The 14319-nt window shown below is 33.5% G+C and carries 15 protein-coding genes; 6 read left to right on the top strand and 9 right to left on the bottom strand.

What is annotated here, in order from left to right; genetic code table 11:
* Positions 1 to 27: 27 nt before the first annotated feature.
* Positions 28 to 1800: an arginine--tRNA ligase gene (gene argS / locus GB234_RS05875; RefSeq protein WP_151893573.1), complete on the bottom strand. Its 1773-nt coding sequence runs from the start codon at positions 1798 to 1800 to the stop codon at positions 28 to 30.
* A gap of 83 nt (positions 1801 to 1883) precedes the next feature.
* On the opposite strand from argS, the gene GB234_RS05870 reads away from it, so the two are divergent.
* Positions 1884 to 2489, top strand: a complete 606-nt coding sequence (locus GB234_RS05870; RefSeq protein WP_151893572.1) for a DUF2652 domain-containing protein — start codon at positions 1884 to 1886, stop codon at positions 2487 to 2489.
* A gap of 11 nt (positions 2490 to 2500) precedes the next feature.
* On the top strand, positions 2501 to 2932 hold the full coding sequence (locus GB234_RS05865; RefSeq protein ID WP_151893571.1) for a hypothetical protein: 432 nt from the start codon (positions 2501 to 2503) through the stop codon (positions 2930 to 2932).
* A gap of 17 nt (positions 2933 to 2949) precedes the next feature.
* On the opposite strand, the gene GB234_RS05860 is transcribed toward GB234_RS05865, so the two are convergent.
* Positions 2950 to 3156, bottom strand: a complete 207-nt coding sequence (locus GB234_RS05860; protein WP_151893570.1) for a hypothetical protein — start codon at positions 3154 to 3156, stop codon at positions 2950 to 2952.
* A gap of 140 nt (positions 3157 to 3296) precedes the next feature.
* Between GB234_RS05860 and GB234_RS05855 the strand changes: the two genes are divergently transcribed.
* Both GB234_RS05855 and GB234_RS05850 read left to right on the top strand, forming a co-directional pair.
* Positions 3297 to 4721, top strand: a complete 1425-nt coding sequence (locus GB234_RS05855) for an SDR family oxidoreductase (protein WP_151893569.1) — start codon at positions 3297 to 3299, stop codon at positions 4719 to 4721.
* Between the two features lie 5 nt (positions 4722 to 4726).
* The gene (locus tag GB234_RS05850; protein ID WP_151893568.1) at positions 4727 to 5104 is read left to right on the top strand and encodes a group III truncated hemoglobin; all 378 of its coding nucleotides are present in this window, start codon (positions 4727 to 4729) and stop codon (positions 5102 to 5104) included.
* Positions 5105 to 5110: 6 nt separating this feature from the next.
* On the opposite strand, the gene ctlX is transcribed toward GB234_RS05850, so the two are convergent.
* Positions 5111 to 6052: a citrulline utilization hydrolase CtlX gene (ctlX, locus tag GB234_RS05845; RefSeq protein ID WP_151893567.1), complete on the bottom strand. Its 942-nt coding sequence runs from the start codon at positions 6050 to 6052 to the stop codon at positions 5111 to 5113.
* A 171-nt stretch (positions 6053 to 6223) separates the two neighbouring features.
* Between ctlX and GB234_RS05840 the strand changes: the two genes are divergently transcribed.
* Positions 6224 to 6706 carry a DinB family protein gene (locus tag GB234_RS05840; RefSeq protein WP_151893566.1) on the top strand — a complete coding sequence of 161 codons (483 nt, stop codon included), beginning with the start codon at positions 6224 to 6226 and terminating at the stop codon, positions 6704 to 6706.
* Between the two features lie 93 nt (positions 6707 to 6799).
* Positions 6800 to 7525 carry a LytR/AlgR family response regulator transcription factor gene (locus GB234_RS05835; RefSeq protein WP_151893565.1) on the top strand — a complete coding sequence of 242 codons (726 nt, stop codon included), beginning with the start codon at positions 6800 to 6802 and terminating at the stop codon, positions 7523 to 7525.
* On the opposite strand, the gene GB234_RS05830 is transcribed toward GB234_RS05835, so the two are convergent.
* The 6 genes from GB234_RS05830 to GB234_RS05805 form a co-directional block, all read right to left on the bottom strand.
* Positions 7522 to 8436, bottom strand: coding sequence for a dimethylarginine dimethylaminohydrolase family protein (locus GB234_RS05830; RefSeq protein WP_151893564.1), 915 nt, complete (start codon positions 8434 to 8436; stop codon positions 7522 to 7524). The genes GB234_RS05835 and GB234_RS05830 overlap by 4 nt on opposite strands.
* 64 nt (positions 8437 to 8500) lie before the next feature.
* Positions 8501 to 9787: a citrate synthase gene (locus GB234_RS05825; RefSeq protein WP_151893563.1), complete on the bottom strand. Its 1287-nt coding sequence runs from the start codon at positions 9785 to 9787 to the stop codon at positions 8501 to 8503.
* 200 nt (positions 9788 to 9987) lie between these two features.
* Positions 9988 to 11274, bottom strand: coding sequence for a phosphopyruvate hydratase (gene eno, locus GB234_RS05820; protein ID WP_151893562.1), 1287 nt, complete (start codon positions 11272 to 11274; stop codon positions 9988 to 9990).
* 56 nt (positions 11275 to 11330) lie between these two features.
* Positions 11331 to 12452: a glutamine-hydrolyzing carbamoyl-phosphate synthase small subunit gene (gene carA, locus GB234_RS05815; protein WP_151893561.1), complete on the bottom strand. Its 1122-nt coding sequence runs from the start codon at positions 12450 to 12452 to the stop codon at positions 11331 to 11333.
* A gap of 165 nt (positions 12453 to 12617) precedes the next feature.
* Positions 12618 to 13091, bottom strand: a complete 474-nt coding sequence (gene rplQ / locus GB234_RS05810; RefSeq protein ID WP_151893560.1) for a 50S ribosomal protein L17 — start codon at positions 13089 to 13091, stop codon at positions 12618 to 12620.
* A gap of 146 nt (positions 13092 to 13237) precedes the next feature.
* The gene (locus tag GB234_RS05805) at positions 13238 to 14230 is read right to left on the bottom strand and encodes a DNA-directed RNA polymerase subunit alpha (RefSeq protein WP_151893559.1); all 993 of its coding nucleotides are present in this window, start codon (positions 14228 to 14230) and stop codon (positions 13238 to 13240) included.
* Positions 14231 to 14319 lie beyond the last annotated feature (89 nt).

The following is a 14319-nucleotide window of genomic DNA, read 5'->3' as shown; positions in this document are numbered from 1 at the left end:
ACTAAGGCTTAGTAAACTTAAAAAGCTTTACATTCTATTAGGAACTGTAATTCCTAATAATGAAAAAGCCGTTCTAATTACATCTCCCACTGCACTACATAATGCAATTCTAAATTGCTTTTCAACATCTGATGTTGCTTGAAAAATAGGCACATTTTGATAAAAAGAATTAAATTCCTTCACTAAATCATACGTGTAATTTGCAATTAAAGCCGGGCTATAATTTGAAGCAGCTAGTTGAATTGTCTCTGGAAATAATTGAAGCGTTTTTAAAACATCTTTTTCTTTGGGCTCAAGACTAATAGAACTAAAATCTACATTCTTCCCAACTTCAGCTTTGCGTAAAATTGACTGAATTCTTGCGTAGGTATATTGAATAAACGGCCCAGTGTTTCCTTGAAAATCTACGCTTTCTTCTGGGTTGAAAAGAATACGCTTTTTAGGATCCACTTTTAAGATGTAATATTTTAAAGCGCCAAGACCAATGGTGTTATACAATTCGGTTTTTTCTTCTTTGCTGAAATCGTCAATCTTACCTAACTCTTCACTTATTTCACCAGCAGTTTTTGCCATTGATGCGATTAAATCATCTGCATCTACTACAGTACCTTCACGACTTTTCATTTTTCCACTTGGTAAATCTACCATTCCATAACTTAAATGATAAAGATTTTCTGCCCATTTAAAGCCTAGCTTTTTAAGAATTAAAAACAGCACTTGAAAATGATAGTCTTGTTCGTTTCCCACAGTATAAATCATACCATTAATATCTGGAAAATCCTTTACTCTCTGTATAGCCGTACCTATATCTTGCGTCATATAAACCGCAGTTCCATCACTACGAAGTACAATTTTTTCATCTAGACCTTCGTCTGTCAAATCACACCATACAGAGCCGTCTTCTTTTTGTTTAAAAACGCCACTTGCTAGTCCTTCTTTAATAAATTCTTTTCCTAAAAGGTAGGTATCACTCTCGTAATAATTTTTGTCAAAATCAACACCAATTGCTTCATAAGTTGCATCAAAACCTTCATAGACCCAACCGTTCATTTTCTTCCATAAATTAACAACTTGGGTGTCTCCTGCTTCCCACTCTTGAAGCATTTTCTGTGCCTCAATTAACAATGGAGCTTGTGTTTTTGCTTCTTCTTCTGTTTTCCCTTCTGAAATTTGCTGCGCTATTTCTTTCTTGTACTCTTGATCAAATTTTACGTAATAATTACCTACTAATTTATCACCCTTTAATGCCGTAGATTGTGGAGTCTCCCCATTTCCGAAGCGCTTCCAAGCGAGCATACTTTTGCAAATATGAATTCCGCGGTCGTTTATAATTTGAGTTTTGTATACCTTCTTTCCGGCTGCTTTTAAGATTTCGGCAACGCTATACCCAAGGAGAACGTTACGCACATGTCCTAAATGTAATGGTTTGTTTGTGTTTGGAGATGCATACTCTACCATCATTGCATCTGCGGAAGTTTGTCTTGTTCCGTAAGTTGAAAAGCTGGTTACATTTCCGAAGAAATCTAAATAATAAGTATCACTTAGCACAACATTTAAAAAACCTTTTACCACATTAAATTTTGAAACCTCAGCAACATTGTCAACAAGATATTGACCTATGGTTTCCCCTATTTGAACAGGATTTCCTTTGACAGTTCGTAACATAGGAAAAATCACAACGGTGATATCACCTTCAAAATCCTTGCGAGTAGCTTGAAATTCTACAGTTTTGAGAGTAGTGTTATAACTTGCTTGAACAGCTTCTTTAACTTTTGCTGAAAGGATTTCTTGTAAAGACATAGGGTTAAAATTTGCGTGCAAAGATAGCCTTTTTAACGGTTTTTTAAATTAGGGTATTGTATCTTTAATACTTAAAATTATTTATGGAATCAAGTCCTACTTTATTGTGCATACCGGATATAAGCGGTTTTACTCAATATATGCGAAATGCAAATTTTGAGATAAGCTCACAAGTAATACCTGCGCTGTTAAATGAAATTATTTACAGCAATGAAATAAACCTTAAGGTTTCGGAAATTGAAGGTGATGCTGTACTTTTTTTTCGTAGCGGAGAACTTCCATCTCTTTTAAACCTTATTAACCAGTGTAAACTTTTTTATACACAGTTTTATGAGCGAATGGGGGTACTATTAAAAAAGTTTAGGGATGAATCTTTAGATGCAGATTTTCCAGAAATCCTTGGGCTCAAAATTGTATTGCATTATGGCAAAGAGATAGGGATGGTTCCTATAGGCACTCATATAAAATTGATGGGTGAAGATGTAATTACTGCGCACAGGCTTTTAAAAAATAATGTTCCTATTGATGAGTATTTGTTAATTTCGGATGATCTTTTAACTCTATATAAAAGCAAAGAGGTCAAAGAAGAATTTGATTGGGCACAGTTAAAATCTGGAGAGCAAGATGTAGAACATTTAGGTACTTTAAAGTATCATTACATAAGCTTAAAACCACTAAATAAAAATTGAAATAACGCAGAATGCTCTTAAACGTATCTTACAATAACAAACAAGTTTCAAATAAAATTGATGCCGAAGTAGGTAAACCATTTACGCTTAAAGAACGTTTTTCAATGAAAGGAATAGGATCTACAAAGCTTGTTATTACTGAAACGAGCATACAAATTTCAAATTTATTAATTCTAGACAATAATAGAAATCAATGCAATATTGAAATGCGTCCTAAAGGGATTATTGTAGGATTTAGGTCTCTGCTAGAAAGTTATGCATTAATAATCCCCTATTATAAATTAGTGTTATACAAAGGCAAAGCTGAAGAATATTCTATCTATCGTGACAACTATTTCATTAAAATAAAAGCCCGTGCTAAAGACAAAAGCATTCACAAATTTATACAAAAGGTAATGGATGCTAAGATTGAAAATAGTCCAACCAGAATCGATGATTTATAGCTAGAGATTTTATGCTTTTATTTTCTATCTTTTAAAAATGCACCAGCCACAAGAGCTACTATTCCTAATCCAATCATCCCTAATGTTTGATTACTCAAGTCCTCTTTTGCATTAACCTCTAGAGGACCAATGTCTAAAACTTCTTGAGGAACAAATGCATTATAAAGACCAAATGCGATGAGTACAATCCCTACAATCATCAAAACTGTTTTCAATACTTTCATAATGGTGTGCTTTAGCGTTTTGATAAAGATACTATTTAGGTAGCGATAGAAATCATTTTATTCTTCTTGAGCTATATAATTTAAAATAAGTTTAACTTCTGTTATAGAAACGGTACGTATCTTTAAACAAAACTATCATATTGAAAATATTACTCACAGGCGCTAACGGATATATAGGCATGCGATTACTACCGTTATTGTTGGAACAAGGACATCATGTTATTTGTTCGGTACGAGATGCAAATAGACTTTCTGTTAATAAAGACATTCGTTCAAGAATCGATGTTGTAGAAATAGATTTTTTGAATAAACCTAATCTATCAGTACTACCCAAAGATATTGATGCGGCATATTATCTTATACATAGTATGAGTAGTTCCACAGAAGATTTTGATGAGCTAGAAGCTTTATCCGTTAAAAATTTTAATATCTATCTTAATAATACAGACTGCAAGCAAGTAATATACTTAGGGGGTATTGTAAATGAAGGAAATCTTTCAAAACATTTATGGAGCCGGAAAAATGTAGAAGATATTCTATATGAAGGAAATGCAAAATTAACTGTTCTTCGTGCTGCAATTATAGTAGGAAGCGGTAGTGCTTCATTTGAAATCATTAGAGATCTCTGTGAAAAACTCCCATTAATGGTTACACCCCGCTGGGTAAAAACTAGATGCCAACCCATTGCCATTAGAGATGTACTTACTTATTTAACGGGTATTCTTGGTAATGAAGCCTGCTATGGGGACTCGTTTGATATTGGTGGTCCAAATATTTTATCATATAAAGATATGATGTTGCAGTATTCAAAATTTAGAGAAATCAACCTCTCCATAATTACCCTTCCTTTTTTATCTCCTAAGCTATCCTCCTATTGGCTCTATTTTGTAACTTCTACATCATATAAATTAGCTTTAAATCTTGTAGATAGCATGAAGATTGAAGTTATTACGAAAGATACTCGACTTCAAAAAATTTTAAATATTGAACCTACCCCCTATTTAAAAGCTATTGAATTAGCATTTAAAAAAATAAAGCAAAATCAAGTTGTATCAAGTTGGAAAGACTCAATGGTGAGTGGACGCTTTACAAAAGATTTGAAAAAATATGTTGAAGTTCCAGATGAAGGATGTTTAAAAGATAAACAAAAAATAGCATTAAAAAACCCCGAAAAAGCGTTAGAAAACATTTGGTCCATAGGTGGAGAAACTGGTTGGTATTACGCAAATTGGCTTTGGAAAGTTCGAGGATATATTGATAAAGTTTTTGGGGGTGTAGGTTTAAGACGTGGACGCACTCATACTAATCAAATTTACGAAGGTGATTCATTAGATTTTTGGCGTGTAATTCTGGCAGATAAAGAAGAGAGACGGTTACTCCTATTTGCGGAAATGAAAGTTCCTGGAGAGGCTTGGTTAGAATTTGATATTGATGAAAATAATGTACTACATCAAACAGCCACATTTAGACCTCGAGGATTGTGGGGGAGATTGTATTGGTATTCCATGTTACCATTTCATTACTTTATCTTTGGCGGGATGATTAGGCGAATAGCTGCAAAATAAAAATAATGACTGCTAAACGAGATATTACAACGAGTGAGGACATAAAACTTTTAGTTGATTCATTCTACAATCGTGTTCAAGAAGACAACACTATAGGTTTCTTTTTTACAGATATTGCAAAAGTACATTGGGAAACTCATTTACCTACAATGTATTTATTTTGGGAATCAATTGTATTTAAAAATGCTGCATATAAGGGTAACCCAATGCTTAAACACATAGCATTAAATAAAAAAGAACCAATGGAACCAAGCCATTTTAAAACATGGTTATCGCTTTGGGAAACAAATGTACATACTCTTTTTAAGGGAAAAAATGCAACCGAAATTATAAACCGCGCAAAACAAATTGCAAGCCTAATGGAGTTTAAAGTTACACCATAATTATAATTAGACAACTTTTATCGCTTTTGGCAAAAACACCTCTGCCATCATACAACGTGCACTACCTCCGCCACAGGTTTCAATTGTAGTTAAGTCACTACTTAATATTTTACAATGTCTTTGTATTGCTTTTACTTGGTCACTTGTTAAAATATTTCTAGCAGCCTCACTCATTACCATATAATTATGGTCCTTACCTTTTACTTGTAACATGTTACCTGCAAAATGATGCATTTGTTCTTCTGTAATAGCGATGATTTCTTTTTTAGTTTCTCTCAAATGTTTTATAACATTTTTCTTTTCATGTTTATCATCAATTGTATCAAGACAAATTACAGCAAAAGTCTCTGCGAGTGCCATCATTACATTTGTGTGATAAATAGGTAAACGTTGCCCTTTTACAGTTTGATTTGCTGTGAAAATTACCGGATCACATTCAAAATCTTCACAAAATTCAATAACTAATTCCTCATCCGCCCTTGGAGATATGGCACAATATGCCTTACTAGCCACTCTATCTAATAGAAGACTGCCCGTTCCTTCTAGAAAATAACCTTCATCCTCAGCAACGGTATAATCCATAAAGCCTTCCACCAGAAAACCCTCTTTTTCTAATCGAGTAATTACCTCCTCTCTACGTTCACGACGTCTATTTTCGGCAAACATAGGGTATAATGCTACGGTTCCATTTTTATGAAAACTCACCCAGTTATTTGGAAAAATAGAATCTGGAGTATCCATTTTTAAATCATCATTCTCAACAATAACATTTACTCCCACGCCTCTAAGTTTTTCAACAAATGCATCAAACTCAGCTTGTGCTTTTGTATTAATCTCAGCATTGCGCATTTGCAAATCTTCCTGAAAATAATTATTCACAGCAGTTTCTTCGTTCATTCTAAACGCTACAGGGCGAATCATCAAGATAGTATCAGTAATTTGTGACATAACAAAAACCGCAAATTGCAGTGGATTTTAAAGGGGTTATTTTCGGCAAAAATAGTTCTTTTTTATAAGTGTTAACCACAAATTATTCAATGGTATTAAGATTTATATTTGGCACATTTCAGAAATTAAAAAATTACATAAATTGTATATTTAACACACTAAACTCAGATCATGAATCTTTCTTCAGCATTAGGCAAGCATTTTAAAGATGTAAACACAGGCGGAAATTGGACTGCTGTAAATCTAACAGAAGTTTTGTCTGGTATAACTTGGCAGCAAGCAACTCAAAAAGTGGGTAGTCTTAATACTATATACACCTTGGTTTTTCACATTAATTATTACGTCGAACTACAATTGCGCGTGTTACATGGAAAACCTATTACAGGTAGCGACAAAAAAAGTTTTGAGCATCCACAATTAACATCTCAAAAGCAATGGGAAGATTTTCTAACTACGGTCTTCGGAAATATTAGCGCCATGACTAAAAAGATAGAAACATTAAAAGAGAAACAATGGGGCGAAAATTTTGCCAATTCTGAAAAATACGGAAGCTACTATCGAAACATTCAAGGACTCATTGAACACCATCATTATCATCTAGGGCAAATTGTTTTATTGAAAAAGTTGATAAATAATAAATTTAAAGAAGACTAAATACAATTTATTTTTTTTATTCTAAAACACACTTGTTCTTTAAATTACAAAGTACATTTATATTGAAACCGATTTCAACTTTTTAAATATTGTATGAAAACCCAATTAAGAGCGCTTATTGTCGAAGACGAATTTATCACAGCAAATTTGCTTAAAAACTATTTACAGGAATTAGGTCATAATGTTGTTGCTTTGGCAAAAAATGCAATAGAAACGATTGACTATTTAGATAATGAAGAAATAGACTTTGTATTTCTTGATATACAGATACAAGGGTCTAGAGACGGAATATGGCTTGCTAAAAAAATTCAAAAAGATTATCATTTACCTTTTATATTTGTTTCGGCAAATAGTGAAGAACTTACAGTAAAGAAAGCTGCAAAAGCAAAACCGCTTGGTTTCATTGTCAAACCTTTTAAAAAAGATGAAATTTTTGCCACTATTGCAGTTGCCCTAGAAAATTTTGACACCAAAAAATTTAATGTACCAAAAGCAACTCAAGCCGATGACTACACCTTCATTAAAACTACAAATGGATATAAAAAACTTAGATATAACGATATTATATATATAAAGAGCGAACAAAAATATATAACAGTCTATTATACAAGCGGAAAGATGCTATTACGATCTGGACTTCAGGATTTTAGCGACACATTACCCCATAATATGTTTATAAGAGTGCATCGTTCATTCCTTATTAATAGTGACAAAGTAGATCATATTAATCCTAATTCAATAGTTTTAGGTAATATTACAGTTCCTATTAGCGCATCTTATAAAGAAGAAATTACTACAAATTTCAGTATTAATAATTAATCCCTAATTAGCGGCATTGTTGTACAACGCAATAAACCTTCTTGTTTCGAGATTTCAGCATAGGGTACTTCTTCTACAATAAAACCTTGGGAACGTAGCCATGTATTTAGTCGTGTAAAGTTTTTTTCTGAAATGATAACATCTTCTGAAATTGAGAAAATATTACTATTCATATGATACATTTCACGTTTATTGATATGAAAACAATTCTCATTTCCGAAGAAATCCACGAGCCATTTATATTCTGCTATTTCAGTAAAACCCTCCTTATGAATGATACATTTACCTTTGCCAATAGGTTGAAAACAACAATCTAAATGTAATGCATTATCCTCTGCAATTGTATTTGACTTATTAAGCGAGAACGATTTTACTTTTTTATTTGGGAACAAATCCTGTAATGCCTCTACGGCTTGCATATTAGTACGTGCTGTTATATAAGAAGCGTAATCATCTCCATAATACGTACCTACAAAAATATAATCTCCGTAGGGCATCACATCGCCACCCTCTACATGAACATCTTCAGAAAACTGTATTATATTCTCTGGATTAATTTGATTAATTACATGATGTATTGCTTCAATTTCCTTTTCTCTATCTGGTAAAATGTTTGCTTTTATAAGTTTATCGCCAATCACAAAAGCAATATCACGAGAAAAAATTTGATTATAATTTTCAATTTGTTTGGGGCGGTACACTTTAACGTTATACTTTTCAAATACAGCTGCTACGGCATCCATTTCTGCAACCATATCTTCATCTTTGGGATATGTTCCTGCTTTTATATGCTCGGCACTTTTTGGGTCGTATGCATCTTTGAGTAACGGGATGGGACCGTTACTTTTTGCTGTACCTAAAACTACTTCACGTAGTCTTGAAAATTCGTTATTGATGTTTAATTTTATCATGGTAACAAATATAAAAAAAGCACCTCAATTTGAGGTGCTTTTAAAATTTCCGCTTTGCGAAAAACTATCTTTTTTCTACTGGAATAAACTCTCTAAAAGTTTCTCCGGTATAAACTTGTCTAGGACGTCCTATAGGCTCTTTTTGAAGACGCATTTCTCGCCATTGAGCAATCCAACCTGGCAAACGACCTAGTGCAAACATAGGCGTGAACATCTCTACTGGAATCCCCAAAGCACGATAAATAATACCTGAGTAAAAATCAACATTAGGATATAGTTTTCTGTCAACAAAGTAACTATCCTCTAACGCTTCTTTTTCAAGACCTTTTGCAATATCAAGAACTGGATCATCAATTCCTAAACTAGACAAAACATCATCAGCTGCTACTTTAATTATTTTAGCACGAGGGTCAAAGTTTTTATATACTCTATGCCCAAAGCCCATTAAGCGAAAAGGATCTTCTTTATCTTTCGCTTTTTCCATAAATTTATGAGTGTCTCCTCCATCTTCTTTAATCTCCTCAAGCATTTCAATAACCGCTTGATTTGCTCCTCCATGAAGAGGACCCCAAAGTGCAGCAATACCTGCTGAAATACTAACAAAAAGACCAGCATGTGACGAACCTACAATTCTTACTGTTGAAGTAGAGCAGTTTTGCTCGTGGTCTGCATGTAGTATCAATAATTTATCTATCGCATCCACAACTTTTTTATCTACAGAATATTCTCTGTTAGGACGGTGGAACATCATTTTATGGAAGTTTTCCACGTATCCTAAGTTATTATTTCCATAATCCAAAGGAAGTCCTGCGCGTTTTCTATGTGCCCAAGCTGTTAAAACAGGAAATTTACCCATTATCTTAACAATAGCATTGTACATTTCCTCTTCACTGTCAACATTTACAGAGGTAGGATTAAAGGCTACAAGTGCAGACGTTAATGAAGACAACACACCCATAGGATGTGCAGATTTAGGGAAACCGTCTAAAATTTTCTTTACATCTTCATCTACATGAGATTGTTCTTTTATATCTGCATGAAATTTTTCTAGTTGTTGCTTTGTGGGTAACTCACCAAAAATCAATAAATAAGCAACTTCAAGGAAATCTGCCTTATCAGCAAGTTGTTCAATAGAATACCCTCTATATCTTAAAATCCCTTCTTCACCATTTAAAAACGTAATAGCACTCTCGCAAGATCCTGTATTTTTAAACCCTGGATCTATCGTTGTTACTCCGCCTGTTACTCCACGAAGTGTTTTAATATCAATTGCCGTTTCATTTTCAGTTCCTGTAATTAAAGGAAACTCATACTTCTTACCATCAATCTCTAATGTAGCAGTCTTTGCCATATATCTTTACTTTATTTTTTGAATTTTTTGCGAAATGCTAAAGTACAAAAACTCGCTTAATTTATTTAACATTTTACATTTTGGTTTGGTTAAATAAACCTTAAATTATTGCTCCTATTTCCTGAAGTTATAAACACCATGAATTTTAAAGGCTATCCTTATAAGGATAGCCTTTAAAATTTTGCCTAAATAGCTACTTCCTAAATTTTAAACGCTTTCAATCCAGGAAAATAAGCCACATTTGCAAGTTGTTCCTCAATACGTAATAATTGGTTATATTTTGCCATACGATCACTACGAGAGGCAGAACCAGTTTTAATCTGTCCACAATTTAATGCAACAGCTAAATCTGCAATGGTATTATCTTCAGTTTCTCCACTTCTATGAGACATAACTGATGTATATCCTGCGTTATGAGCCATATTAACAGCTGCGATAGTTTCGGTTAAAGTACCTATTTGATTAACTTTAATAAGTATAGAATTTGCTGTACCTTCATCAATACCTCTAGATAAACGATCTACATTTGTCACAAATAAATCGTCACCCACTAACTGCACCTTATCCCCTATTTGTTGTGTTAAATAATTCCATCCTTCCCAATCGTTCTCATCCATTCCATCTTCAATAGAGATTATTGGGTATTTTTCTGAAAGGTCGGCCAGATAATCTGCTTGCTCCTTGCTAGTTCTTACTTTTCCAGATTTACCTTCAAATTTTGAGTAGTCGTATTTACCATCCACATAAAATTCTGCTGCTGCACAGTCTAATGCTATCATAATTTCGTCACCAAAACTATATCCCGCATTCTCAACAGCCTTTTTGATAGTATCTAACGCATCTTCAGTACCGTCAAGTGTAGGAGCAAAACCTCCTTCATCACCTACAGCAGTACTTAAATTTCTATCATGAAGTACTTTTTTAAGGTTATGAAAAATTTCAGAACCCATTTTCATAGCTTCAGTAAAGTTCTTTGCCTTTACTGGCATTACCATAAATTCTTGAAAAGCGATTGGTGCGTCACTATGCGAACCTCCATTGATAATATTCATCATTGGCAATGGTAGTGTTAATGCACTAACACCTCCAACATAACGAAATAATGGTAAACCCAATTCATTTGCTGCAGCTTTTGCACACGCAAGAGAAACGCCTAAAATAGCATTTGCGCCAAGTTTTGATTTATTTTTTGTTCCATCAAGCTCAATCATAATTTGATCAATTTCAGCTTGTTCAAAAACTGAAACTCCAAGCAATGTACCCGCAATCTTTCCATTAACATTTTCGACGGCTTTTAAAACTCCTTTACCCATATAGTCTTTTCCACCATCACGCAACTCAACTGCTTCATGTTCTCCCGTTGATGCTCCAGAAGGCACCGCAGCTCGCCCAATGTATCCAAGTTCTGTAATTACATCTACTTCAACCGTAGGGTTTCCTCTTGAATCAAAAATTTGTCTTGCTTTAATGTCAATGATACTGCTCATGATGTAACTATTAATGGTTTATTAAAAAAAATTCTCTTCGGAAATGTGTGCTATAATTAATTAGTAACTGCTGCCGACTTTTTAATGTTATCTAAAAACTGGTCAAATAAATAAGAAGCATCGTGTGGTCCTGGGCTAGCTTCTGGATGGTATTGAACTGAAAATACTGGTTTTGATTTCATACGTATTCCTGCAGCCGTGTGATCATTAAGGTGTACATGTGTAATCTCAACATCTGCATGAGCTTCAGCTTCTTCTCTATTAATTGCAAAACCATGATTTTGAGATGTAATCTCTCCTTTTCCAGTTAATAAATTTTTGATAGGATGATTAATCCCTCTATGCCCATGGTGCATTTTATAAGTTGAGATTCCATTAGCTAATGCTAATACTTGATGCCCCAAACAAATACCAAACAATGGCATTCCGGTTTCTATAATTTTTTTAGTAGTCTCTATTGCCTGTGTTAATGGCTCTGGATCTCCAGGACCATTTGACAAAAAGTATCCGTCTGGGTTAAAATTTTTCATATCTTCAAAAGATGCGTTGTATGGAAATACTTTGATGTAACAATCCCTTTCGGCAAGATTTCGTAAAATATTTTTCTTAATACCAATGTCTAATGCGGAGACTTTAAATGAGGCATTCTCATTTCCGAAGAAATAAGGTTCATTTGTTGAAACTTTACTTGCTAGCTCTAATCCATTCATGTCTGGAACAGCAGCAAGTTGTTTTTTAAGTCCATCGATATTATCAACCTCTGTAGAAATAACCGCGTTCATTGCACCATGATCTCTAATGTAACTTACTAAGGCACGCGTGTCAACATCGCTTATAGCAAGTAAATTATTTTGATCTAAGAAATTCTCTAAAGAATCATCTGCCAAATCACGAGAATAATGATAACTAAAATTTCGACATATAAGTCCAGAAATTTTAATTCCTTCACTTTCAATTTCCTCATGGTTAACTCCATAATTTCCTATATGCGCATTAGTAGTCACCATTAATTGCCCAAAATAAGATGGATCTGTAAAAATTTCTTGATACCCAGTCATCCCTGTATTAAAACAAACTTCACCAAAAGAAGAACCTTCTTTCCCTCCTACGGCTTTACCGTAAAATATGGTTCCATCTGCAAGTAAAATAAGCGCTTTCTTTCTTGTTTGGTATTTCATAATTTTTTTTCAAAAAGAGTTTAACAAAAATAATTGAATTGTAATTATTATGATAATTCAGTTTTTAGAACTTTTAAACAATGTAGTATTATAAAACACTGTCATATAAAAAAAGGGATAAACATTAAATGTTTATCCCTTTATATTTTATAAACGATTCCTCATTTATTCTTCTTCTTTAGTAGCTTTTGTTGCTACGGCTGGAGCTGCTGATTTTGAACCTCCACGACGGCTACGACGTGTAGATTTAGTTTTTGTAGCTTTTCCTGCATTGTAAATAGTATTATAATCTACAAGCTCGATCATTGCCATATCAGCATTATCACCTAAACGATTACCAAGTTTAATGATACGTGTATATCCACCTGGACGATCACCTACTTTTACAGCTACTTCTCTAAAAAGTTCAGTCACCGCATCTTTTTGTCTCATTTTTGCCATTACTAAACGGCGATTGTGCGTAGTGTCTTCTTTAGACTTAGTAATTAACGGCTCAACAAAACCTTTAAGTGCTTTTGCTTTTGCAACAGTAGTGTTAATTCTTTTGTGTTCAATTAGGGAACAGGCCATATTCGCCAACATTGACTTTCTGTGCGCTGTTTTTCTTCCTAAGTGATTTACTTTTTTTCCGTGTCTCATGACATTTTAGTTGTCATCATCTTGCTACCATATTCGGAAATTTCCGAAGAGCAAATTATGATGGATTAAATTTAATTATTGAAAAGTTATATTAAACTTTGGTGCGCGAAAATAAACAAAAGCTTTTAATCGCACACTAAATTTAACTAGTCTTTATCTAATTTGTATTTTGAAAGATCCATCCCAAAATTCAGTCCTTTTACATTAACAAGCTCTTCAAGCTCGGTTAATGATTTTTTACCGAAATTTCTAAACTTCATCAAATCATTTTTATTAAAAGAAACAAGATCTCCTAATGTATCAACCTCCGCAGCTTTCAAACAGTTAAGTGCACGAACACTAAGGTCCATATCAACTAACTTAGTTTTAAGTAACTGACGCATATGTAATGACTCTTCATCATATGTTTCAGTTTGCGCTATCTCATCAGCCTCTAAAGTAATACGCTCATCAGAGAATAACATAAAGTGGTGAATCAAAGTTTTTGCAGCTTCAGTTAATGCATCCTTTGGATGAATTGACCCGTCTGTTTGAATTTCGAAAACTAATTTTTCGTAATCTGTTTTTTGCTCAACACGAAAGTTTTCAATACTGTACTTAACATTTTTTATTGGCGTGTAGATAGAATCTGTAAAGATAGTACCCATTGGGGCATTTGCTTTTTTATTCTCTTCTGCAGGAACATATCCTCTACCTTTTTCTATAGTGATTTCTAGGTTAAGATTCACTTTAGCATCCATATTACAGATAACTAAATCTGGATTCAAAACTTGAAAACCAGAAATATATTTTTGAAAATCTCCAGCAGTTAATACGTCTCCTCCATTGATAGCAATAGTAACAGTCTCGTTATCTATTTCATCAATTTGTCTTTTAAAACGTACTTGCTTAAGGTTTAATATAATTTCTGTTACATCCTCTACTACACCTGCAATTGTTGAAAACTCATGATCAACACCTTCTATACGAATTGAAGTGATTGCAAATCCCTCTAATGATGATAGTAACACTCGTCTTAACGCGTTACCAATTGTTAACCCATAACCAGGCTCTAAAGGACGAAATTCAAATTTCCCTTCAAAATCTGTAGAATTAATCATTATAACTTTATCAGGCTTCTGAAAATTAAATACTGCCATATTTTTCTTCGTTTTAATTGTTATTTAGTTGCGCGATTTAAAAGTTTGAAGAAGTCTAATAAATCCTTTGGCTAAATACCAATATGAAT

It is taken from the genome of Patiriisocius marinistellae (assembly GCF_009014635.1).
GTDB lineage: Bacteria > Bacteroidota > Bacteroidia > Flavobacteriales > Flavobacteriaceae > Patiriisocius > Patiriisocius marinistellae.
The sequence above is the reverse complement of the archived record's forward strand: the minus strand, read 5'-3'. Positions and strand labels throughout refer to the sequence as shown.